The sequence below is a fragment of the Desulforhopalus vacuolatus genome (assembly GCF_016918505.1).
Classification (GTDB): domain Bacteria; phylum Desulfobacterota; class Desulfobulbia; order Desulfobulbales; family Desulfocapsaceae; genus Desulforhopalus; species Desulforhopalus vacuolatus.
In genome coordinates, this window is the sequence record NZ_JAFFPZ010000007.1 from 130,365 (window position 1) to 152,293 (window position 21,929).

Below are 21,929 nucleotides of genomic sequence, written 5' to 3' on the forward strand. Positions count from 1 at the left end.
TCAGCCCGTGAAGTGAACGGTGCAATAATACCATTTACACTTTGTATTGACCAGAGAACGCGACTACGCAGGCATCTTTTTTGGCAATGACGAATGAGTAATAATTCGTGTTTATCCGTGTCCATTCGTGATTCCTTTTGCATTTTGTAACCACGAATGGACACGAATTTTCACGAACAGGGACAACGCATTAAACGAAAACGTTTGTATCCGAAGTTAAGCCGTACAGTGCACCGCATGAGAACAGACCCTGCTCCTTATGGGTTGATAAGCAGAAACAATACATTGCCATAGTTCTCATGCAGTTTGCTACCACGGAAAACATCAATTACCTCAAAGCAAATAACAGACCGAATTCAACCACAAGGGTATTCTCTTATGGTTTTTTCAGTAATAATTCGTGTTTATTCGTGTCCATTCGTGGTTCCTTTTGTCGTTTGTAACCATGAATGGATAAACAGGAGACAAAACGGGGTATAACTTAACAGGAATGGTATAAAGCCGTCAGCAACAGGAACCCGCCGAAGTGACTCACGCAGAAAATGCGTGGGCGCCGCAGGAAACTCTGCTCTCAGGACGGTGAGGCTGCCAAATGTAGAAAACGTCAGGCTGACAATCTGCTTTGTTCTGAGAAAAATCCTTGACACTGTATCACCGATACGGTAAAAAAATCACCTCATCATCTCTTCTGGCGATGTAGCTCAGACGGTTAGAGCATGCGGCTCATATCCGCAGTGTCCGGGGTTCGATTCCCTGCATCGCCACCAGCAAATAATCCAGTATCGTCCTGTACTGGTATCTTTCTATATTGTATAAAAAGGCCTGAGAAATCAGGCCTTTTCCTTTTTGAGTTGTCCGGTAGAATTCATCATGATATGATAAAATCCGAAATTTTTGGAGGCCTTTTCAAAGACAAAAAGCCCCCAGAGACAATGGAAGGTTCCGTGCCCCGCTGTTTTTTGTCCAGCCAGGTGAATTGCGTCATACGGAATGGTTGGAGATCACTTTTGACGAAATCGAATGGTGAATTCCCGCTGGAAAAATGAAAGGTTGGCCCCAGAACAAACCTGAGGCCAATGAGCAGCAACGTGCTGTACTTTTCGCTCTGCGCTGCATCGGCTCTGTTAAGGTTCCCATGAGTGTCCACGGCTTCAGGAGCATGGCCCGGCACCCTGTAATGAGCAGGGCTGGAACCGGGACGCCAGAGAACTGCGGCCTGCCCATGTTGCACCTAACAGCTCAGGGCACTGCAACTCTGCCGAATTTCTGTCGGAACGCCGGAAAATGATGCAGGCCCGGGTGGACTGTCTTGATTTGCTTGAAGCAAATGGTGGGGCTGGGAAGTCGATCCGAAAGGAAGATAAGCTCGAAGGATATTACTTTGCTTTATCTGCCTCGGTTTCAGGGACACTATAAAAAATGAAGCAGCACAGAACCGAACTTTCTGCCATATTGATGCCTGATTGTTCCATTCAGCTTGAGTGGACTTTGCCTCCTGACAATGGATTCAAACATTCAAGCCCGGTGATGCAGGATGAAATCTTTGCTCATTTCACTCAGGAACAGGACGATTGGCTCTTTTTTCTGGGATTTTGTTCGGAAAATATTCCCCTGTCGCCATCGCTCACCTTCTGGCGCACATTCTCCATTCTTTTTATCAGAAAACTCAAACTCACCCCGGATCTTGAGGAACTGCGCGCCAGGGTAGTTATCCCCTTTGCTGAAGAAGAACGCGAACGACTGCTCAAGTCCGCGCCTCTGATGAGAGGTGGAGAATACCTCACTCGGGAAACGCTCGCGATCTTATGGAAAGGACTGCACGATACTTTTTGCAGAAAGATTGATGCAAATATGGGATCTGTTGCTGATTTTCTCAGAAAGTACAGTCCGGATGTTCATCTTGTCGGCCGCATTTACTTCCACCTCGTCGAAAACAAAGACCATGAATTCCCGTTTGCTTTTCTTGCCACCTATTCCACTCGCTTGAACGAAGCGGGGGGATCCAGGCATCTGCCCTTGAAATATGCCCTTGAGGAGTACAAAAGCGACAACGAAAAACTCCTCAGGCTGTTGGTCACCGTTGATGAAGCAGCCCGGAAAAGTGAATTGGTGGCAAACATGCGCGACAACGGCGAGTTGTTTTCCCCTTTAGCCTGGTCATCCAGAGAAGCGTATGTCTTTTTGCAGGAAATCCCGATTTATGAAGAGGCGGGTATTCTCTGCCGTATTCCCAACTGGTGGAAGAAAAAGACAGCCGCCGTCACTCTGCAGGTGAGCATTGGCGAAAAGCCTCCATCCATGGTTGGCATGAATGCTCTGCTCGACTTCTCTCCCCGCCTGATGATCGGAGACACGGAAATCTCGGAAGAAGAGGCCCGCCAGCTGCTGCGCGAATCAGAGGGTCTGGCTTTTTTGAAAAACAAATGGGTGGCCGTCGATCCGGAAAAACTGCGGCAGACCCTGGAGGCCTTTGAAAAAGCCTCGGAATTGCATTCCGGTGAGGGAATTACACTTCTCGATGCCCTGCGACTCTCTGCGAATTCCCGGAATTTGCAGGGCGACGTGGTTGCCGATATAGCCGATGTTTCCCACGGAGAGTGGCTGCGGACGGTGTTTGGGCAATTGCAGCGCCCCGAGGCCATGGCCAGGGTCAAAACCAGCCGGGCCTTTACGGCCAGGCTGCGGCACTATCAGCAGGATGGTCTCAACTGGCTTTCTTCACTGCACAGAATGAGACTCGGCGCCTGTCTTGCGGATGACATGGGCCTTGGCAAGACGGTGCAGATTCTGGCCTTTCTTGACGTTCTTAAAACCGAAGCCGGCAAAACCAGAAAGACGGCAGCTTCGCTTCTGGTCATCCCTGCCTCTCTGCTTGCCAACTGGTCTGCGGAAATTGAGAAATTTGCTCCCAAACTCTTATTTTTTGTCGCTCATCCGGATTATCACCGACCAACAAAAGTCCCGGTACTTCCGAAAGAAAAAATTGACGGTCTGGACCTGGTCATCACCACCTATGCTCTGGTCCAAAGGTATGAATGGCTGCATGACTATACATGGAACCATGTCATCCTTGATGAGGCTCAGGCCATCAAAAATCCCGCCACCAGGCAGGCTAAAGCGGTAAAGAGCCTTGCCTCCGCCAACAGGATCATCATGACCGGTACCCCGGTGGAAAACCGGTTGGCTGACCTCTGGAGCCTGTTCGACTTTATCAACCCCGGACTCCTTGGTACTGCAAAAGAGTTCGGAGAATTCACCAAACGGCTCGCCGACCGTCCCGATGGCTACGCCGGGTTGCGCCGGGTCGTCAGTCCCTTTATTCTTCGGCGTTTGAAGACCGACACGTCAATCATCTCAGACCTGCCGGACAAGGTGGAGTTGAAAACCTGGGCTGGCATGAGTAAAAAACAGACTGTTCTCTATGGCGAGGTGGTTGCCACCATTCGGGAGGCCCTGGAACACACGGAAGGCATTCAGCGAAAAGGGCTTATCCTGTCAGCGATAATGAAGTTCAAACAGCTCTGCAACCATCCGTCGCAGTATCTGGGGCTGGACAGTTTCAAGGAACAGGAAAGCGGCAAGTTCCAGCGACTTCGGGAAATCTGTGAAACTATCCATGAAAAGCGGGAACGGGTACTCATCTTTACCCAGTTCAAGGAGATGACCGGGCCGCTTTCTCGGTTTCTGGCCACCATTTTCAACCGCGAAGGTTTAGTCCTGCATGGCAGCGTGCCGGTCGGCAAACGAAAAGAGCTGGTCGAAAAATTTCAAGGTCTTGATTATGTGCCTTTTTTTGTATTATCTCTCAAGGCGGGCGGTGTTGGCTTGAATCTTACCGCAGCCAGCCATGTCATCCACTTCGACCGCTGGTGGAACCCGGCGGTGGAGAATCAGGCCACCGACCGGGCTTTCCGTATCGGCCAGAAGAAAAATGTCATGGTCCATAAATTTCTCACCCAGGGTACCATTGAGGAAAAAATTGACCGGATGCTGGTCGAGAAGGCAAAACTCTCGGATGAGGTGCTTGCCGCTTCGGGTGAAAGGTGGCTTACTGAGATGAGTAACGAGGACTTGCTTGAGCTGTTTACATTGAACATATAAGGAACGACGGTATGAGTTCTTGGGAATATCCAAAATATGTCACGGTTGCAGAAAAAAAGGCGAGGGCGGAGAAAAAACTGAAACAGCTCAGAAAGAAAATGCCGGACATAGCGCCGGTTATTATTGAAGGCAGCACATTGGCACGCACCTGGTGGGGCAAGTCGTGGAACAGGAATCTTGAGCGTTATGCCGATTACAGCAACCGCATCGGCCGGGGGAAGAGCTATGTACGCCATGGAGCTGTCCTGGACCTCAAAATTGAAGGTGGCCGGGTGACTGCTCTGGTTCAGGGAACAAGGGCCAGACCCTATGAGGTGGTTATACACATTGAGCCGGTGAAAAAGGCTGACTGGGACAAAATCAGAAAACAGTGTCAGAACGAGTTGCGTTCGTTGACTGATCTTGTTGCTGGCAAATTTCCTAAGGAGCTGGGCGAGATCTTTCTGGCTGAGGGCAAGGGACTGTTCCCAACGCCAGAGGAGATCAGCTTTGACTGCTCCTGCCCGGACTGGGCCTCAATGTGCAAGCATGTGGCGGCCGTCCTCTATGGTGTCGGAGTACGGCTCGATGAAGACCCGCTGATGTTTTTCACCCTTCGCCAGGTTGATACCGAAGAGCTGGTGGCGCGGGCCGTCCAGGAAAAAACGGGGGATCTGCTGGCAAGGGCGAATCAAAAAAGCTCCAGGGTGTTGGGCGATGCCGACCTCTCTGGACTCTTTGGCATTGACATGGATATACAACCCGATTTTGCTTCCACATCTGAAGCTGCCAGACCGAAAAAGTCACGCCGCGAAAAAAAGGCTGCACCTGCTTCTGTGATGAGGAAAACGTCTGTGGTAAAAGCAGCCCGCTCCGCCACGGCCTTGATAGAGGAAATCGTCAGTCAGCACCCGAACCCCGTTACCGTGCCCATGCTGGAAAAAGCAACCGGTTTTCCGCGCACCAAAATTTACGCCATTACCAGCAGGCTCAGGCAACAGGGTCGTATCAGCTCTGTGGCCCATGGCGTCTATGGAAGGCCGTGATTCTTTTCGGCGGGTCCTCTTTTCTCCCTTTCCTGGCCGACCAGCTGTGTTTGAATTTGAATGTGCAGCTTAAACTCAGTGAATTTTTGTCTTGACGAGGGGGACCACTTTATCTTGTCTGTTCTCCTGCGTGACGTGACGTGACGGGGTGGAGTGACTGCCACTGACACCTTTTTAGGAGGCGGTAAAGCGGCCAGTTTTTTTCGTTCCTTCAACTGGTATCGCTGTTGCCGGAGACGGTTCGTTTCTCGCCGTTTTTCAAGTTTGTCCTCACTCTGATACTTGCGCCAGTTTCGGATGTAGATGGCCCCGTCCTGCCTGTCAATCATTTCCATTTCGGCAAAGATGGTTAAACCTGACTGGACCGTGGGCAAGGGGATGTCAGTTATCATGCTCAAAGTGTTGCCGGAATAGGGCAGCCTGTCCGAAACCATCAGATATCTGCTTCGGCTGCATTTTTTTTTTAGATAATTTTCTTTTTCAAAGTATCCTGTCAATATCCGGATGCCCGTTTATTTTCCCAGACATAAAACGAGGAGTTGATCGATGCAGGATTTTTCGATGAGTTTTCGAGAGATGGGAGCCAGTCTGTGGCGAAACCGCTATCTTTTGAAGAAGTCCGTGCAGCGTGAGGTTATCGGTCGCTATCGCGGCTCTGCCCTTGGGGTGTTGTGGTCGCTTTTTCAGCCTATCTTCATGCTGGCGGTCTATACATTCGTTTTTAGCGTGGTTTTTAAAGCACGATGGCCTGGGGGGAGTGATTCCAAGACTGAATTTGCCCTTATTCTCTTCTCCGGTTTAATGGTCTTCAACCTCTTCGCGGAATGTGTCAACCGGGCGCCAAACCTCATTCTTGATAACGTGAACTACGTTAAGAGGGTAATTTTTCCTCTGGAGATTCTCCCATGGGTTGTTCTCGGTGGTGCTGTCTTTAACGCGGGAGTCAGCTTTCTTGTCTGGCTGGTGGCGGATATTCTCCTTCAAGGGATACCTCCCTGGACCATTATTCTCTATCCCGTCACACTTGCACCACTTTGTATCCTTACCGTCGGTTTCTCTTTCTTTCTTTCTTCTCTTGGTGTTTTTATCCGTGATATTGCACAGATGATCACTATCATAACCACGGCTCTTCTCTTTCTCACCCCTATCTTTTTTGCGGTGGAAAATCTTCCGCCTGCCTACCAGCTATTGCTTAATTTCAACCCACTTTCCGGTATTGTTGAACAGTGCCGCAGAGTTCTGCTGTGGGGTAAACTGCCGGATGTAACCACGCTGTTTTTACAATATGCAGTTTCCATTCTCATCTGCTGGCTCGGTTTCGCCTGGTTTCAAAAAACACGCAAGGGGTTCGCCGATGTCATCTGATGCCGCTATCTCTGTTGAAAATCTTTCAAAATGCTATCAAATTTATAATAAACCTGGAGATCGTCTTAAGCAGATGATTATGCGTGGCCGTCGGAGCTATTATAAAGAGTTCTGGGCACTGCGTGATGTTTCTTTTACCATTGGCAGAGGCGAAACCGTTGGTATTGTCGGACAAAACGGCTGTGGGAAATCAACCCTTCTGCAAATGGTGTGTGGTACCCTTAATCCAACTGCGGGAAAATGCCAGACCAGAGGGCGGATTGCGGCCCTGCTCGAACTGGGTTCCGGTTTTAATCCAGAGTTCACGGGACGGGAAAATGTCTATATGAATGCCTCCGTTCTTGGTTTGACCAGCGCAGAGATTGACTCCCGTTTTGCCGCCATTACAGATTTCGCCAACATTGGTGATTTTATTGAACAGCCGGTAAAAACCTACTCCTCGGGGATGATGGTTCGACTTGCCTTTGCTGTGGCGATCAATGTCGATCCGGAGATTCTTATTGTTGATGAGGCCCTTGCTGTGGGGGATGAACTTTTCCAGCGCAAGTGTTTCTCAAGACTGGAGGAGATTCGACGCAACGGGGCGACAATCCTTTTTGTTTCCCATTCCGTAGGGGTTGTTGTGGAGCTTTGCGATCGTGCAATTCTGCTGGATCGGGGAGAAAAACTCACTGAAGGTACCCCCAAATACGTCACCGGGCGTTATCAGAAATTGATCTACGCTGCAGCGGAACGACGGGAAGAGATCCGGCAGACGATTGTCAGGGAAACTGAAGAGTGTCATGTCGACGGAGAGTCTGAAGAGGAGAGGGAAGAAGTGGAAGAGAAGGCACGCGAGGAGATGGAGGAACTCTTCGAGCCCGATCTCAAACCTTCCAGCACTATTTCATACGACAGTAAGGGGTGTTGGATTAAGAATCCCGGCATTTATACCCTCGGTGATATACAGGTGAATAACCTCGTTTCCGGACGAACCTATAAATACTGTTACGAAGTCAGTTTTAATCGTCCTGCCAGCCATGTATGTTTTGGCATGATGATTAAAACGATCTCCGGGGTGGAACTGGGTGGCAGTATTACTGATCCACTCTCTAATTCAACCTTTTCAAACATTAAAGAAGACACAACCTGTAAAATTGTTTTCTCTTTTACCTGTAATCTTTCGCCAGGGGTATATTTTCTTAATGCCGGAGTGACAGGGGAGATTGATGGAGATACAGGTTTTCTGCACCGGCTTCTTGATGTGGCAATGTTCCGTGTTTTACCTCTTGATCATGAGAGCCGTATTACTGGCACCGTTGATTTTTCCTGCAGTGGACAAGCCGATGTTGTATCCAAATCCTGAAGATGATCTCGTGTCGTGGATTTTTCCTCTAACTTTTTGATATGTTAAAAATATGAATCATATAAACATGGATGATACGTCCCTTGTCGTGATCCTGGGCATGCACCGCAGTGGTACCAGTGTTCTTGCGCGCTGCATGGAAATCTTCGGGTTCTCGCTCGGCAACAGACTGATGCCTGCACAGGCAGATAATCCCAAAGGATTCTTTGAAGATGAGGAAATTGTAGATCTCAACAACGAGATGCTTGTCTCCATGGGTTCCAGCTGGGATAAGATTAGTATCATTCATGAAGATGAAGTGCGATCACTGCATGATACAGAGTTTTTTTCACGCGCTGTACACCTGATAGAAAAACGTCTGCAGTCTTTTCCCCGTTTTGCTGTTAAAGATCCCCGCTTTGTTCTTTTACTGCCATTTTGGAAAAAGGTTTTGGCGAGTTGCAATGTCCCTGTAAAATATGTTCTCCCCGTGCGTAATCCAACGAGCGTCGCTGCGTCGCTGAAAAAACGTAACGGCATGGAACTCGGGCAGGGGATTCAACTCTGGCTGGCCTATGTCCTTGCCAGTTTTCGGTACTCCGACGGAGAGACCCGGGTGGTGGTTGATTATGATGCACTTCTTGAGGATTCGTCAAGGGAGATCTCCCGAATTTCTTCTGCTTTGCATCTCCCTCTGGATGAGGAAAAACTGCATCTTTTTCAGGAGGAATTTCTTGACCATAGTCTTCGACATACAGCAGTTGATCTGCAATCTCTTCGTGAAAATCTGGAATGCCCCGAAATGGCGGGAGATCTCTATCAACTGTTGTTGAAGGTGGCTGCAGATGAACTGATTCTTGAATCTCCAGAGGTAAAAGATAGAATTGCTGCATTGATAAAAGAGTTTATGTGGCAGGAAATTTATCACCGACTTGCAGAGAATCAGACAACTCGAGATGCTCTGCAACTGATGCAAGAAAAAAATAAAAATTTAGAATTATTGCTTGAAATTGCTGTAACCGAAAAAGAAGCTCTGGAGAAAGAAAATATTGCCTTGATGGAACAACTTGACACGGCACATGAACAGATGGAAATTTTGCGTAAACAGGTTGAAATGGTTTCCCTGGAGAGAGATAGAATTACAGGTGCATTAGAACGGGCGACCCAGAGATATAAGACAATTGAAGGAAGCACAATTTGGACGATGACGTCACCTGTTCGTAAAATTATGGACAGGCTGAAAAAAAGTAGATTGATATAATGCCAGGTTGGCAAAATCAGAGTCTGTAAGTATTTTTGTGTAACTCCTTTTTTCATATTACGCTGTTGCACTTATTGTACTCATCCAGCGATGCTTTTATCAGCCGGATGAAAATATACCACACAAGGTGGTGTCTCGTTTTGGAAGTATCTCAACGATCGAAATGCACAGCACTCGAGGGCAGTGGTTCGTCCATCTTTACTTCATGCAGGGCCTTGAAGAGAATTTGGGAGTTGTTTTTGTCCTCTTCATTCAGACAGTGGCAGAAGCGGTTGAGCTGTAGACCATAAAGCTTTTCAAGTTTGTCGATGATCTGCGGGCTTCGGGTTGTAAAACGTGAGGCGTGGACAAGGGACTGGTAAACGTCGTTCTCCGCAGTTATTTGTGGTTTCGCACGAAAGGTGCTGAGCTGGTCGAGATGCATCAGGCAGGGATGCAGCCGCATGATGTTGCTGCGGAACCAGAATATACTGGATGCTGTGGTGTCGGTACAGATGGCATCAAACCAACCATCAGCCTTTGTGGAGACCTCACTGAAGGCATGATTCCCGGCGACGGCAAAAGAGTGGATTTCTCCCAGATCTTCAAGATGACGTACGAGGGGGAGAAGTGGACTCTCTTCACCTGGGTGATCGGCAAAGATGAGCAGCAGTCGCAATCGGTCAACCTGGGGCGGGACGTATGACACTGTGAAGGGCTGCGGCCAGTGGCTGGAGTTCAAGGAGACTCGTGGAGGGAACGCAAGGGTGTAATCGTCTTTATTGAGAGTGAGGCTCGGATTGTAGGCGGGGTCATGATACCAGACATCTGTCCACTGTTTCTTCAGCAGAGATATTTCGTTCCACAAACGGCGTTTCTTTTCAGGTGTGTCTGCGTCGTGACCACGGGTTGCGAATTCGTAGTGATAGAGTCTTGCCGAGGGGGTGTAGACATTTCGCAGACCGTGTTGTTTGAGCTTCAGGCAGAAGTCCACATCATTGTAGCCGACAGCAAAGTCCTCCTCGTTGAGACCGCCGACGATGTTGTAGTTTTCTTTACGGACAGCGAGACAGGCTCCGGTGACTGCGCTGCAGGTGTGGTGCAGACGGGGCAGGTCAAACCCGATAATATTCTCTTCTGGGACTCCTGCACAGACGTGGGTTGCACATACACCCATGCCAAGAACTACGCCAGCGTGCTGGCGTGTATGGTTGGAATAAAGCAGGCAGGCCCCGACGGCACCAACTCCGGGCTGCATGGCAAGAGTTGCCATCTCAGTGAGCCAGTTCGGAGTAATAACTTCTGTGTCATTGTTGAGCAGCAGCAGTACCTCTCCTTTTGCCTCGGCGGCAGCACGGTTATTGAGGCGCGAGTAGTTGAAAGGGGCATTGTCATGCAACAGACGGATATTTTCCCGTTGTGCCAGCTCTTCAAAAAGGGAGAGGGCGTCGGGGGCGTCTGAGCCGTTATCCACGAGGATAATCTCCCAGGCGGGATAGTCAGTTTTTTCGATGATACTGTTGATGCAGGTCCGCACCAGTTCCGCAGCGTTTCGGGTGGGGATGATGATGGAGACCAGGGGTGATTCAGGGAGCTGAGAGAAGTGAGCAGGATGCATGCCCCCCTCTGCGGGAGGGAGATCAACCTTACAGGGAATAGCATGCCTTTGCAGAAATTCGTTGCTGGCCTTTTTCAAAGCGCGGATGGCGTAGGGTTTTGCCTCGTCTCCTCCGGCGGTGCTGCCGGGGATGATGCGCCAGTGATAAAGGGTTTGCGGAATGTGGACGACAGCACTTTCAGGAATAAGCTCTACCACGCGGAGGGCGATATCGTAGTCCTGGGAACCTTCGAAACCAGGACGGAAACCGCCGATCCTGTGCAGCAGGTCTGTTCGATAGACGCCAAAGTGAGAGATCATATTGTGTCCAAGGAGCAGCAGCCAGGGGTCGTAATCGCTTTTGAGATAGGGGCCGATACGGTGGCCCTCGGGGGAGATTTTGTCCTCATCAGAATAGAGAATACCCGCATCGGGATGCTTCTGCAGGGTTGCCACAACGTGGAAAAGGGCATCTTCGGCGATGATGTCGTCGTGATCAAGCAGGGCGACGTACTCACCGGTGACCAGTTCCAGCGCGGAGTTGGAGCTGTGGGAGATGTGACCATTTTCTTTGCGGAAAACCACTTTGATGCGGGGATCTTCGTCGGCATAGTGCTGGAGCAGGGCACGTACTTTCGGGTTGGGGGAGGCGTCGTCGGCTATACAGAATTCCCAGTTGGTGTAGATTTGGCGGCGGACGGATTCTATCGCCTCAGTGAGCAGGTTTACAGGCGGATTGTAGACCGGCATGACTATCGAGATGAGGGGGGTATGTGTGAATTCGGCAATATGGCGGTGCATCGCCTCCCGGTCGGCATTGCTCAGAGAAAAATAGATGTCACACCAGTCTTCATAGAGGCTTGTGGGGCGGTTATTTTTCCATGAGGCACAGCTGTTGCGCCCCTCATGGCGGCCGATGAGGAAAAAGTGATGGAAGGGCTCAAGGCCGGTTTCCATAATATCCGGGTAGCGCATTCGATAGCGGGAGGTGTTGAAATTCGGACCGGGGTTACGGAACATTTTTTCTCCCCAGAGGACAAAGTGCAGGTAGGGGTCGAAATCGTTTTTGGTAATGTCCTCATACGTATTGCGATACCAGGCGGCATCAAACCACTGGTTGGGGCAGACGTCCTCCTGAATATGCATCACATAGTGACCAAGAGGGGGAACGCCCAGCTTTTTCCATGCGTCAGCTTCGGGGTAGTGCTGGCAATACCACTCGGAGTCAAAGAGTGCATTGGGCTCAGTTTTCTCACTGAGCGCGGTAATAAGGTAATGCTGAAAGGGATGAATACGGTCCTGCGGATTAAGGAATTGACTGCGGTACCATTCCACGTCAAACCACGGGTTGGGCTGAAGCTGTGCCATTGCTGGCTGTTGAAGGAAATGAAGGAAGGGGTTGGAACGATCGTGATCCGCAAGATGGTAGTGTTCACGATACCATGTGCCGTTAAAGCAGGGGTTGGGACTGATGTCCTCCTTCCATCCATGGGAAATATAGTGGAGCAGTGGCGATGTGTCTAAAGCCTCAGCGAGAACGCTGTGGCGATACCAGCGGGTGAGAAAGTAGGGGTTGGGTTTATTATTCAGAGCTTCACCTTCACGCAAATAATGAAGAAGGGGGTTACCCTCTTTGGCCGCTTCCGGGTATTCAGCAAGATACCAGGACGTGAAGAAAAAAGGATTCGGGTTGAGTCCGCAGAGGATCCCGCGACGAATGTAGTGGCGGAGAAGGCTTTTCGGAGATGCGGTGCTGTCGCCGAGCTGACGGCGGTAAAAGTCGGCATCAAAAAGGGGTGTCTTTTTGAGCAGCAGCTCAAGCTCCTTTTGCAGGGCATTGAGGTTTACCTTGCGAGAGGGAAACAGATTGATAATTGGTTGGAGGAATCGTCGAGTGAGGTACGGTACAGAAAATTTTCCAGGGTGGGGCCAGGAGACGGCTCCGCAGAACAGCTGCGGGGAGCGGTGGTGAGGCAGTCGTATTTTCATTGGTTTTTCACGGTTATAAATTACTTGGGAGTGTAAGTGATTATATCTTTGATGGCTATACGGTAACGTTTTAGGGAACATCGAATAGCCAGTTTTTCGCCCATCGTCTTCGGTGCAGTCAAAAATTATCAAAGTTATTCAAGGTTTCCTTTAGTCTTTTTCCTTGACATCTACCGGAGGCCATTTTTATTTTCACCTTTAAACATAATTGGAATTAAGAGAGGAAATAGCAATAACAGGATATTAACAAAAGCTATACTGCAACATATAATAACAGAATAATACTTATCTGCCTTTTTCATTTTAAGTCTATAGATAAGACTGCGATTGCTCTTCCCGACAATATTTCCAGCAGATGTATTCTCCATACTCCATGCTGTTATAGATGAACCTGTAATCCCATCAACACCTTTAAGAAAGATTTTTGCATTATCACTTTGTTGGATATCTCGAATGTTGATATTTTTGAAGCATTTTGTAAAATATTCATTATCTTTAATACTGGTTACATCTACTAAAAAAGATTCATTTTTGTTTCTTGTTTTTATCCCCATTACAAAGCTGCCTTTATTTATTCTATTGGCATACGTTGCCATTAATAAAGATAAGCATATGGGTTTGTCGGCAGGAGATGAAACATCATTTGCAGATATTATAAATTGTTCAATATAAAAATCTTTGGTAATTTCACCTACTGGTTTTATCTCCATATCAGAAATGTAATTATCTATAGGAAAATAACTTGAAGTATATAGCTGCTTATCTATAAAATAATAACTTGAAATTATTATTACTCCTGTTAATAAAAAAATTGAATATTTTACTTTCATTTCATACTCCAATAAAAAGGCAGGGTCTGTAAAACACACGTTTCTAATTCCATAACAACTAACCCTGCACTAAAGAGTATTAATAGAGATAAAGGAATATTCATTTTTTTTATAGCTATTGCAATTGACAATAATAATAATGGTATAACAGGGTAAAAGTATCTTCCTTGAATTGCTCTCATCCTCCCGTCAAGTAAATATATATTATATACTTCGTATAGTAAAATTGTAGTAAAAAATAGAAATGTAATTAAACCTAAATGAAAAAGTAAATCATCTGAAGATTTACTGTAAAAAATAAGAGGAAAAGCCGTTATGCCTGAAAAAATTAAAAATGCAGTACTTATAATAAATAATATATTATAACATTCCTTGTTAGCTAAAAATAAACTGATACTTGCTAAAACAGAAAAAATAATAACCAAAAGAAGTGTTATATTTACAGCATTTGGCTTCGTATTGTTTTTTAATGCACCAAAAGAATTTTTTAAAATTACAATAACCAATAATGTACTAATTGTAAAAAAAACTATTGAAAAGAAGAATAGAGGGTTGCCAGAAACTTGGAGAAGTGCATGGCCATTTGCATTAACATGATGCCCTCCTATTAACCCATAAAAATGTATAATAAAATGTTCTATAGCTGGTTGTAAAGAGAGAAAATCAAAAAAATTATCTTTTAGAGGATTGTCTGAAAGTCTAAATGAATTTGGCGTGGCATCAGTAAAAAAAGGATTATGGAAATAGTAAAAATTCCTACTCATCCATAAAATTGGAACTGATAATGTTAACACAACTACACCCAATATATGTGTAATATTTTTTTTATCTTTATAAAATAAATAAATACAGATAAACACTAATAAAGGTACTAATGCAACCCATTCTGTCATTTTTATACCCGAAGCTAGTGTTAACCAAAGACCCATTAAATATAAATATTTTGGTTTGTCTTTTTTTATAAATTTCACTAAATAATATATACTGATGGCACTAAATAAAAATAGAGTCATATCATGATTCGTACCAGATGACAAATGAGTAAACATAGGTGTAAAACTTATTGCGGAAGATAATAGTACAGATTTATATCCTGCAAGATTAATTAATTGGAATATGAAAAACAAAACAACTATAACTAAACTCCCAGACAAAGATGAAATAATCCTGGGTATTCTAAATAATATCTCATTGTTATCTGTAAAAACCATTGCTATCTTTAGAGGAATAGCAGCTAACATATAGTATACAGGTGGATGCTGTGCTATCCAGTTACCTACTGGTGCAGCATTTGCTGTTCCCTTAAAATGAGACATTATATTTGAATCTATTTTTGCTGTATGAAGTAGAGGGACTCCTCTTCCTTGAGCGATATCGTATACATACGCCAGATGACCCATTTCATCTGGAATAGCCCATAGTGGTGTAACAAAAAAAGACAAATAAAGGGCCTTTAAAAAAAATACAAAACTTACTGCAGCAATTATGATAAGATAAATTTTATCATTTCTTTTATTTTCTGTAGTCTTTATCATTTTAAAGTAAAACCCTCTCGATATCGTGTCGAATTTTTGTTGTAATGTGGGTTGCTATTTTTATTTTATTTAGTTCTTACTCTTTTCCAGAGAATACAGCGTATAAGTAATATAATACATCCCCAACCACCGAAACTATTCGTCCAAGGAGAACTGCTATAAGCAAATCTGCGTCTACTACGAGGCCTTTTAGCAGGAAGAGTAAAATAAATTCTCTCATCCCGACACCGGCAGGTGCTCCTGGAGTAATCAGGCCACAGAGCCAGGCAATAACATAGGCACCTCCCATAACCACCCAAGTATGAAATTGGTACGTTTCACCCTGATTTATTATCTCTAGAAGAGACACGAAAATTCCTGCAGTTACAGATAAAAAAAGGAGTTGTATCCAGAAGGCTGCTGATGCCGCTGTACCCACGAATTGACGGAGAAGAATAGAAATAAAACAACAAGAAGCAAGGAGCAAAGTGGCCGTCGCTAATGTTGGCAGATCTGGAATCCATAGTGGTAAAAGCAAGGATCCGAAAAGTGTTCCAGCTACAGCGCTTAAGGCAAGTTCCCAAAAGATAGACTTTGCTAACGTATTGCCTGGAATACCGGCAGACATTCCCAGGGCTTGTCGTCCAGCAAGGTGAAAAATGTTGCCCGGGACATATTTTGCCAGCTGGGATACTCCATAAACCTGGATTGACCATTTACGTGTAACAGGAGAATCAAATTGTACTAATATTTGGCGCCAGGCTAAGGCAAGCAGCAGGTTTGCCACAGCATAAATAATTGCAAGTCCACCGATGGTACCCCAGGATACCAGGGAAATACTGGCAAAATTCTGTCCCTCAAAATATTCCTTTAACCGTATGGACACAAAGACAATGCCCGCTAATGACAGAGCACTCCCTGTCCAATGAAGGGCTTTCCGTAAAGAGGGCTTCATTAGGAACTCAATGGACGACAAAGAAGCATCGTCCAGGGTAAAGGACTCCCCACTTCCATTACTTCAAAATAACTGGAGACCAACTTAATAAATTCCTTCTTTGACCAATGCTGAATATGCCCAGGAGTATTTCCCCACCTGTTTATGTATTTTCCACGAGCAAAATTTAGTGCACACCAAAGTGGTTCTCGAGGAACACTTATTATCAAGTGCTTTCCCACAATACGCTGGAGTGCTTTCAGTCCTGAGGGAGGGTCTTCCAAATGCTCAAGCACTTCGCAACAAACAATAAGATCAGCATGGTCTTGCGTGGTATTTAAATCATAAATATTACGTGATTCGAAGAGCAAGGGGGACATTCCCCTGCTTACGGCATTCTCTTTCGCTATTTCAATAACCTGCTTTGAAAAATCGGAACCTCTTATCTGTAGACCTTTTTTATGCCATTGTAAAACCCAGTAACCTTCACCACAGCCTATTTCGTGTATCGATTGAGGTGCTGCTTTTGCGACAAAATTAGATAAAGAAAGCTCGAATCGAGTCATCATCCATTTGACAAATATATTTTTTGAGCCGTATTTGTCATAAGCATTGCCCACTACGATACCATTCTCTTGTGTACCTCCAGATATTTTAATGCTCATGTTACATCCTTGAATAAATAAAGATTTGGTTAGTATCTTCAAAAAAAGTGCATAAAAATCAGCTTTAATCCTGCGTTTTAACATGTTTATCAAACAGTGTTTTGCCACCAGAAGTAGAATTCTCTCTCTCATTGGCATCAGGAGCGTGCGAAATAAAAGTCTTCTGATAATCACCAATGTATTTATGAACGTTTTTAGTTTTCATCTTTTTTTAAGCGATTTATCTAATAAATTTCCTAACATATTACACCATTAAGGTTAGTCTTGACGTCGTGTTCTGAAGCGTATGTCTTCAAGTAATTTTCGATTTGCTGCCTGTAGATCTGCTATAAAGGCAATGAGAAATGTTTGAAAGCCTATACTCAGCAAAAGACCTGCAAGAATCAATGATTGGATATGCCCGTTTCCATTACCATTAAAATAGAACCAGAGGAATCTCAGCCCAATAAGAAAACCAGCACTGACAAATACTGCGCCTATAGTTCCAAAGAAGCGAAAAGGTCGATATATGACGAAAATTCGAATAATCGTGATGACACTGCTCTTGATATAAGACGGAATACTTTTCAATAAACGTGACGGCCGTAAATCTGCATTTACTCTTATTGGTACAGAAGTAATTGCCATGTTCTTCTGCCCCGCCTGTATAATGGTTTCTAAAGTATATGTGTAATCGCTGAATACCATCAAACGCTGGGCTGCAGAACGACTGATAGCACGAAATCCGGAAGGAGCATCAGGGATATCTGTTTTACTTGCCACCCGCACGACCCAGCTCCCAAGCTTTTGCAGGATTTTTTTTGCAGGTGAAAAATGTCCAATAGTTTCTATTGGCCTTGTTCCCACAACAATCTCGGCATCATGTTCTAGAATCGGCCTTATTAAAGCAGGAATGTCATTTGCATTGTATTGGTTGTCGGCATCAGTGTTAACTATCACATCGGCTCCCAAACTTAAACAAGTTTCCAGGCCTGTCATAAATCCTCTGGCCAGTCCCTGGTTTCGTGTATGTTGTATGACATGATCAACGCCGTTTTCGCGGGCCACACGGACTGTCTCATCTGAGCTCCCATCATCGATTATGAGCCACTCAACCGTATCGAATCCTGGTACTTCTCTGGGCAGATCTCTAAGTGTAATGGCAAGGGTATTTGCTTCGTTAAAACATGGAATCTGAATAAATAACTTCATTTTACGAACCTTTTTTTTAGAAGAATAGGATGATCCTTTCGTATGCCATTGAAAATAATCAGGGTAAGCGTTTAGAACATAGTAGGGGCATTATACCATCCGAGGCCATCTGAAAATTTCCCCAATATTATTTTATTGGGGATTACTGGATGAGTACAATCAGTGCAACACCGTGATATCAAAAAGAGGGAGCTGCCGGTATGGTTACGTTACCATAACCTGACCGGGCATTAAGAATTAGTGATCCTGCCGGGCTGGAGAAGTTTCCTCAGATTCTTGCACATGGAGAGGAATTTCCCGCAGATAACTTTGTCGATTGTTGAGATAAAAGCTCAACATTTTGTCAAAATGGGCCCCGATGCTGCCGCTGACGAGGAGTCTGCTGATCTTCTGCCACTGGCTGAGGATCAGCTGGGAGCGGTCGAGGATGGCGCACTCTTCCGGGCTCATCTCGCGGCGGAGCTCATGCAGAGCCCGGACTCCCCGGGGGAGATAGAAACGGAAATACATTATATCCAGGGCATTGACAATGAGGTGGCGCAGGTCACGCGGGCTGGCGCGGCACAGTTCCACCTCGCACGACTCGGGATTGTCGAGGAGGGCGGGCAGGCGAGTGTCCGGCAGCAGCAGTTCAAGGTTGGCATAAAGACTGAATATCTGGTTGAATTTGCTGCGGAAAACGCTCAACGAGGTATTGGTGTTGCTTCTCCTGTCGGCCAGTCCCTCTATCACTGCGGCGACGCAGTCTGAGGCGAATTTGGAGATGATGGCTGCCCAGCGCTGGAGGATGGCGTCGATACCTGGTACACCGAGGGACCCCAGGAGTGCGGCAACGCCGCCGTTAATCGCTACGGCTACAGGGATGGAGAGTATGGAGCGGAAGATGTTGCCAGCGGCGGCGATGGTGGGCAGGCCGCGGATGATATTGTGGCTGGAGATGTAGATTCCGTTGGCCACGCCCATGACCGCGTAGAGCAGCAAGGGATTCGTGGTGGTGTTGACGCCCATGCCGTGGTCGAGGAATACGGTTTTTACCAGCCAGTCAAGCAGAGGAACAGAGAAACCGGTGAAGAGGAGGGAGTCGGAGATGCGGCTCCAGCTGATGAAGGAGTTCCACGGCAACAGCGGGGAGCGGCGCAGTCCGCCACCGCCCAGCACCGACTGGATGATATTGCGCAGGCCGGTGATGGTGAACCAGAGGGGCGCGCCGAACCAGGCGAGCAGCCACCAGTCTTTGGTGAGCATAAAGGTAAGCATGGCCGGGATGAAGCCAATGGTTATTTTCAACACATTCTTCAGGTGGCTGTTAAGGTAGCGGTACCACGGTGCAGGGTGGTCATGCTCGGCACCGATTCCCCCCAGCGTGGTGATGTTGCCGTTGCCGGCAAAGTTGAGGCGAATCTCAGTGAGGCTCCAGTCCGTCCAGCTTTTATCCTTCTGTCCTTTCTGTCTGGCGATTGTATGTTGATTGCGGATGAGGGTGGCGCGGGCCGGGGTGAGGCTGCGCTTTCCTTCTCGGCATTCACGGCGCACCTCGCGCTGTACCCTGTGGGGCAGGGTGTCGATCACCACCAGGCCCATCCCGCGAAAGTAGTCGGCGGCGCGTCCGGTAGAGCTGGAGCCGATACGTGAACCAAGGAGATGCCCGCTGTAGAAGTTGCGAAATTTTTGCAGGTTGTGGAGGATGGCGAGGAGATCAAGACTGCGCTGCTTCATCGCGAGCAGCTCCTCCTGGCCGGTTTTGGTGGCAACAACCTCCTGTTCTTTCTTGTGGAGACTGACGGTGTAGTCGTCGATAATATCTCGCACTACCTGTTTAAGAGCGATAGCGTTGTCACGGGAGAGGGCGCGCTGCAGGTTGCCCGCGAGGGTGAAGAAGTGACGCAGGCAACGCTCGCTGGCTTCGTCGTTCAGCTCTCTGGAGCAGGCCCCTGGGCGGTTCGCAGAAAACTGACCGTAGTTTTTCAGGTTCCAGGCTTCGATGTGGGTGATGCCGCCACCGCTGAGGTAGAGGAGCTCGAGCATATCCTGCGGGCTGAGGTTGGCGAGGTTGAGGGTGAATCCCGAGGTGGGCTGCAGGTGGCGCAGACGGGCCAGCAGACCAGGCAGGGTGGTCCGGAGCAGGGCGGGACGGCTGGCGTCGGAATTGTGGGGATCACCGGGATCAGGGAGTTGCGGATTGCATTTTGGCAGCAGACAACTGTCGATTATTTTCTGCAGGGAGATATCGCAGTCGGGCGGCAGGGTAGCGCGGATGAAGCTGGCAAGGTGGATCAGACTTGGCTGGCCGGGGCCGACAAATTTAAGGAACTCAGTGCGATCACAGGGGGGGATTTCACAGCCAGCCTGTTTGCCGAGCTCGTGGCGGTGGGTGTCGTTGAAGGTGTCGAGGACAGCAAAAACATATTTTTCTTTCCAGCGAACGACTTCGCTGCCGTCTTCCAGCAGTTGCCGTACGGCCTTGTTCTGCAGGAAGCGGAGGACGACGTTTTTATCCTCAAAGCCACGGGGTTCCCACGTAATACGGGCGTATCGGTCACGAAAGGGCACGGCGAATTCTATTGCTACCTGGATCTCCATATCGAGAATTCTACCCGCAGTGAGCAACTCTTCAATCACCGCCGGAGCAAGGGTATTGTAATAGACGACAGTGAGCTGGCGGATTCCTTTCAGGGAAGCATCAAGGAGAAGTTGTGAAGGGTTTTTTCGTCCCTTGGAGCTGGCGTCGTGGACGTGGTGATCGAAGGCGTACTGGTTCCACTCCTCCGGCATCTCAAGGAGGTGGCGACGGATAAGTTCTTTGCGGATGAGGCGGGGTTTGCCGGTGGTTGCGAGACGAAAATCGTGAGCGAGGCGCAGGAGGGTGGTGGTGTCGGTTCCGCCTGACCGCATGCGGGCCACAATCTCTTTCATGATCTGGATGAGCACACGGGCGGTGTTGTGGCGGTTGAGACCGCCGGTAAGCAGTACTTCGTCGCGCAGGGAACGCAGAGCGGCGATGCGTTCCTCAGCGCCTCCGGAGGAGAAGGATTCTGAGAGCCGGGCGGTGGCTCCGGCCATGCGCAGACCACGGCTGGCGGCAAGTTCCTTGATGCCGCGCGGGTGCAGGCTGCGGCTGAGAAGGGGGTCAAGGGAGGCGGTGTCCCCTTTGAGAACATCACTGACCAGTTCGAGGAGCTGTTCATCTTCGCGGTCAAAAAAGAGTTTCGAAAAAATTGTCATGGCTTATTTTATATGAGGAGCGAAGGGTTTGTCAAAGGATATCGGCTGTGTTATCCTGCCTCAGATAATCCTAATGTTTCCGGTGACTCAGGGGGTTCCGGTGTCTTAAATCGAAGCACTGATAAAGCAGGAGTTTAACAATTATGCTGAACATTCAAGATGGCAGATATGTCAGTCCTGATCTGCGGCGCAGCGGGATCGCGATGCTGATTCCTTCCCTTGTTTTTTATGTTAATTTCCTGTGGCTGGTGTTGCGTTCGGGTTTTATTGCCTGGCGCGGCCGTTATGACGACAAGATGTGGGAGGAGAGCAGTCGTTCGGTGATTAGAATGCTGGAAGCAATCGGTGTGAAGATAGAGGTGGAAGGCTTTGAAAATATTGAAAAGGTAAAGGGACCGGTGATCTTCATCGGCAATCACATGAGCATGATGGAGACGCTGGTGCTGCCGTCGCTGATCCGTCCCTTTAAGCCGGTGACCTTTGTCATCAAGGAGTCGCTGCTGCACTACCCGGTGTTTAAATATATAATGGCGTCGCGCAATCCGATTGCGGTAAGCCGCACCAGTCCGCGCCAGGATCTCAAGACAGTCCTCACTGAAGGCTGTGCGCGGCTGGAGAATGGAATTTCAGTGATCGTCTTTCCACAGACAACGCGGGCGTTGCAGTTCAAGCCGGAGCAGATGAGTTCCATCGGGGTGAAGCTGGCGCAGAAGGCAAAGGCTGCGGTAATCCCGGTGGCACTGAAGACTGATGCATGGCAAAACGGGACGTTGCTGAAAGATTTCGGGCGGATAACCCGGCGAAAGAAGACCCGCTTCGCATTTGGTCAGCCGATAACTGTGGAAGGAAAGGGAACCACAGAGCAGGAGTTAATCAATACATTTATCGCCAGCAAATTGAAAGAGTGGGAGGACTGAGACGAGGGCTCAGTC

At 47.7% G+C, this 21,929-nt stretch carries 15 protein-coding genes and 1 tRNA gene; 8 read left to right on the top strand and 8 right to left on the bottom strand.

All coding sequences use genetic code 11. The features are described from left to right. The first annotated feature begins 690 nt into the window (after positions 1-690). The 4 genes from JWG39_RS06700 to JWG39_RS06715 all read left to right on the top strand — a co-directional run bounded on the left by JWG39_RS06700 (position 691) and on the right by JWG39_RS06715 (position 5,126). A tRNA-Met gene (locus JWG39_RS06700) sits at positions 691-767 on the top strand. 275 nt (positions 768-1,042) lie between these two features. Continuing rightward, positions 1,043-1,288 (top strand): hypothetical protein, encoded by a 246-nt coding sequence (locus tag JWG39_RS06705; RefSeq protein WP_205218608.1) that lies wholly within the window; start codon positions 1,043-1,045, stop codon positions 1,286-1,288. 131 nt (positions 1,289-1,419) lie between these two features. Next, positions 1,420-4,101 (top strand): DEAD/DEAH box helicase, encoded by a 2,682-nt coding sequence (locus tag JWG39_RS06710; protein ID WP_205218609.1) that lies wholly within the window; start codon positions 1,420-1,422, stop codon positions 4,099-4,101. Positions 4,102-4,112: 11 nt separating this feature from the next. After that, a complete protein-coding gene (locus tag JWG39_RS06715; RefSeq protein ID WP_205218610.1) occupies positions 4,113-5,126 on the top strand; it encodes an SWIM zinc finger family protein in 1,014 nt (337 codons plus the stop codon). On the opposite strand, the gene JWG39_RS06720 is transcribed toward JWG39_RS06715, so the two are convergent. Beyond that, positions 5,111-5,560, bottom strand: a complete 450-nt coding sequence (locus JWG39_RS06720; RefSeq protein ID WP_205218611.1) for a phage replisome organizer N-terminal domain-containing protein — start codon at positions 5,558-5,560, stop codon at positions 5,111-5,113. The genes JWG39_RS06715 and JWG39_RS06720 overlap by 16 nt on opposite strands. A 112-nt stretch (positions 5,561-5,672) precedes the next feature. Here JWG39_RS06720 and JWG39_RS06725 point away from each other — a divergent pair, with 112 nt between their 5' ends. Genes JWG39_RS06725 through JWG39_RS06735 form a run of 3 tightly spaced genes read left to right on the top strand, consistent with a single transcriptional unit; the run spans position 5,673 to position 9,076 of the window. Further along, positions 5,673-6,491, top strand: coding sequence for an ABC transporter permease (locus tag JWG39_RS06725; RefSeq protein WP_205218612.1), 819 nt, complete (start codon positions 5,673-5,675; stop codon positions 6,489-6,491). Beyond that, positions 6,481-7,836, top strand: a complete 1,356-nt coding sequence (locus JWG39_RS06730; RefSeq protein WP_205218613.1) for an ABC transporter ATP-binding protein — start codon at positions 6,481-6,483, stop codon at positions 7,834-7,836. The genes JWG39_RS06725 and JWG39_RS06730 overlap by 11 nt, the downstream gene beginning before the upstream one ends. A 52-nt stretch (positions 7,837-7,888) precedes the next feature. After that, positions 7,889-9,076 (top strand): sulfotransferase family protein, encoded by a 1,188-nt coding sequence (locus JWG39_RS06735; RefSeq protein ID WP_205218614.1) that lies wholly within the window; start codon positions 7,889-7,891, stop codon positions 9,074-9,076. A gap of 151 nt (positions 9,077-9,227) precedes the next feature. Here JWG39_RS06735 and JWG39_RS06740 read toward each other — a convergent pair whose 3' ends face one another. The 7 genes from JWG39_RS06740 to JWG39_RS06770 all read right to left on the bottom strand — a co-directional run bounded on the left by JWG39_RS06740 (position 9,228) and on the right by JWG39_RS06770 (position 20,997). Further along, positions 9,228-12,641 (bottom strand): glycosyltransferase family 2 protein, encoded by a 3,414-nt coding sequence (locus tag JWG39_RS06740; RefSeq protein WP_205218615.1) that lies wholly within the window; start codon positions 12,639-12,641, stop codon positions 9,228-9,230. 170 nt (positions 12,642-12,811) lie between these two features. Continuing rightward, complete coding sequence (locus tag JWG39_RS06745; RefSeq protein WP_205218616.1) at positions 12,812-13,471, bottom strand: hypothetical protein; 660 nt, start codon at positions 13,469-13,471, stop codon at positions 12,812-12,814. Next, the gene (locus JWG39_RS06750; RefSeq protein WP_205218617.1) at positions 13,468-15,006 is read right to left on the bottom strand and encodes a glycosyltransferase family 39 protein; all 1,539 of its coding nucleotides are present in this window, start codon (positions 15,004-15,006) and stop codon (positions 13,468-13,470) included. The genes JWG39_RS06745 and JWG39_RS06750 overlap by 4 nt, the downstream gene beginning before the upstream one ends. A 76-nt stretch (positions 15,007-15,082) precedes the next feature. Beyond that, positions 15,083-15,940: a hypothetical protein gene (locus JWG39_RS06755; RefSeq protein ID WP_205218618.1), complete on the bottom strand. Its 858-nt coding sequence runs from the start codon at positions 15,938-15,940 to the stop codon at positions 15,083-15,085. Continuing rightward, the gene (locus JWG39_RS06760) at positions 15,940-16,578 is read right to left on the bottom strand and encodes a class I SAM-dependent methyltransferase (protein WP_369130583.1); all 639 of its coding nucleotides are present in this window, start codon (positions 16,576-16,578) and stop codon (positions 15,940-15,942) included. The genes JWG39_RS06755 and JWG39_RS06760 overlap by 1 nt, the downstream gene beginning before the upstream one ends. A 264-nt stretch (positions 16,579-16,842) precedes the next feature. Continuing rightward, on the bottom strand, positions 16,843-17,775 hold the full coding sequence (locus tag JWG39_RS06765; RefSeq protein ID WP_205218620.1) for a glycosyltransferase family 2 protein: 933 nt from the start codon (positions 17,773-17,775) through the stop codon (positions 16,843-16,845). Positions 17,776-18,012: 237 nt separating this feature from the next. Beyond that, positions 18,013-20,997 carry a hypothetical protein gene (locus JWG39_RS06770; RefSeq protein WP_205218621.1) on the bottom strand — a complete coding sequence of 995 codons (2,985 nt, stop codon included), beginning with the start codon at positions 20,995-20,997 and terminating at the stop codon, positions 18,013-18,015. Positions 20,998-21,140: 143 nt separating this feature from the next. Between JWG39_RS06770 and JWG39_RS06775 the strand changes: the two genes are divergently transcribed. Further along, positions 21,141-21,914: a lysophospholipid acyltransferase family protein gene (locus tag JWG39_RS06775; RefSeq protein ID WP_205218622.1), complete on the top strand. Its 774-nt coding sequence runs from the start codon at positions 21,141-21,143 to the stop codon at positions 21,912-21,914. The last annotated feature ends 15 nt before the right edge of the window (positions 21,915-21,929 follow it).

Excerpts from the sequence above, each read along its gene's own strand:
- JWG39_RS06705 (WP_205218608.1), top strand. The coding sequence starts at position 1,043 with ATGAAAGGTTGGCCCCAGAACAAACCTGAGGCCAATGAGCAGCAACGT.
- JWG39_RS06710 (WP_205218609.1), top strand. The coding sequence starts at position 1,420 with ATGAAGCAGCACAGAACCGAACTTTCTGCCATATTGATGCCTGATTGT.
- JWG39_RS06715 (WP_205218610.1), top strand. The coding sequence starts at position 4,113 with ATGAGTTCTTGGGAATATCCAAAATATGTCACGGTTGCAGAAAAAAAG.
- JWG39_RS06720 (WP_205218611.1), bottom strand. The coding sequence starts at position 5,560 with ATGGTTTCGGACAGGCTGCCCTATTCCGGCAACACTTTGAGCATGATA.
- JWG39_RS06725 (WP_205218612.1), top strand. The coding sequence starts at position 5,673 with ATGCAGGATTTTTCGATGAGTTTTCGAGAGATGGGAGCCAGTCTGTGG.
- JWG39_RS06730 (WP_205218613.1), top strand. The coding sequence starts at position 6,481 with ATGTCATCTGATGCCGCTATCTCTGTTGAAAATCTTTCAAAATGCTAT.
- JWG39_RS06735 (WP_205218614.1), top strand. The coding sequence starts at position 7,889 with ATGAATCATATAAACATGGATGATACGTCCCTTGTCGTGATCCTGGGC.
- JWG39_RS06740 (WP_205218615.1), bottom strand. The coding sequence starts at position 12,641 with ATGAAAATACGACTGCCTCACCACCGCTCCCCGCAGCTGTTCTGCGGA.
- JWG39_RS06745 (WP_205218616.1), bottom strand. The coding sequence starts at position 13,471 with ATGAAAGTAAAATATTCAATTTTTTTATTAACAGGAGTAATAATAATT.
- JWG39_RS06750 (WP_205218617.1), bottom strand. The coding sequence starts at position 15,006 with ATGATAAAGACTACAGAAAATAAAAGAAATGATAAAATTTATCTTATC.
- JWG39_RS06755 (WP_205218618.1), bottom strand. The coding sequence starts at position 15,940 with ATGAAGCCCTCTTTACGGAAAGCCCTTCATTGGACAGGGAGTGCTCTG.
- JWG39_RS06765 (WP_205218620.1), bottom strand. The coding sequence starts at position 17,775 with ATGAAGTTATTTATTCAGATTCCATGTTTTAACGAAGCAAATACCCTT.
- JWG39_RS06770 (WP_205218621.1), bottom strand. The coding sequence starts at position 20,997 with ATGACAATTTTTTCGAAACTCTTTTTTGACCGCGAAGATGAACAGCTC.
- JWG39_RS06775 (WP_205218622.1), top strand. The coding sequence starts at position 21,141 with ATGCTGAACATTCAAGATGGCAGATATGTCAGTCCTGATCTGCGGCGC.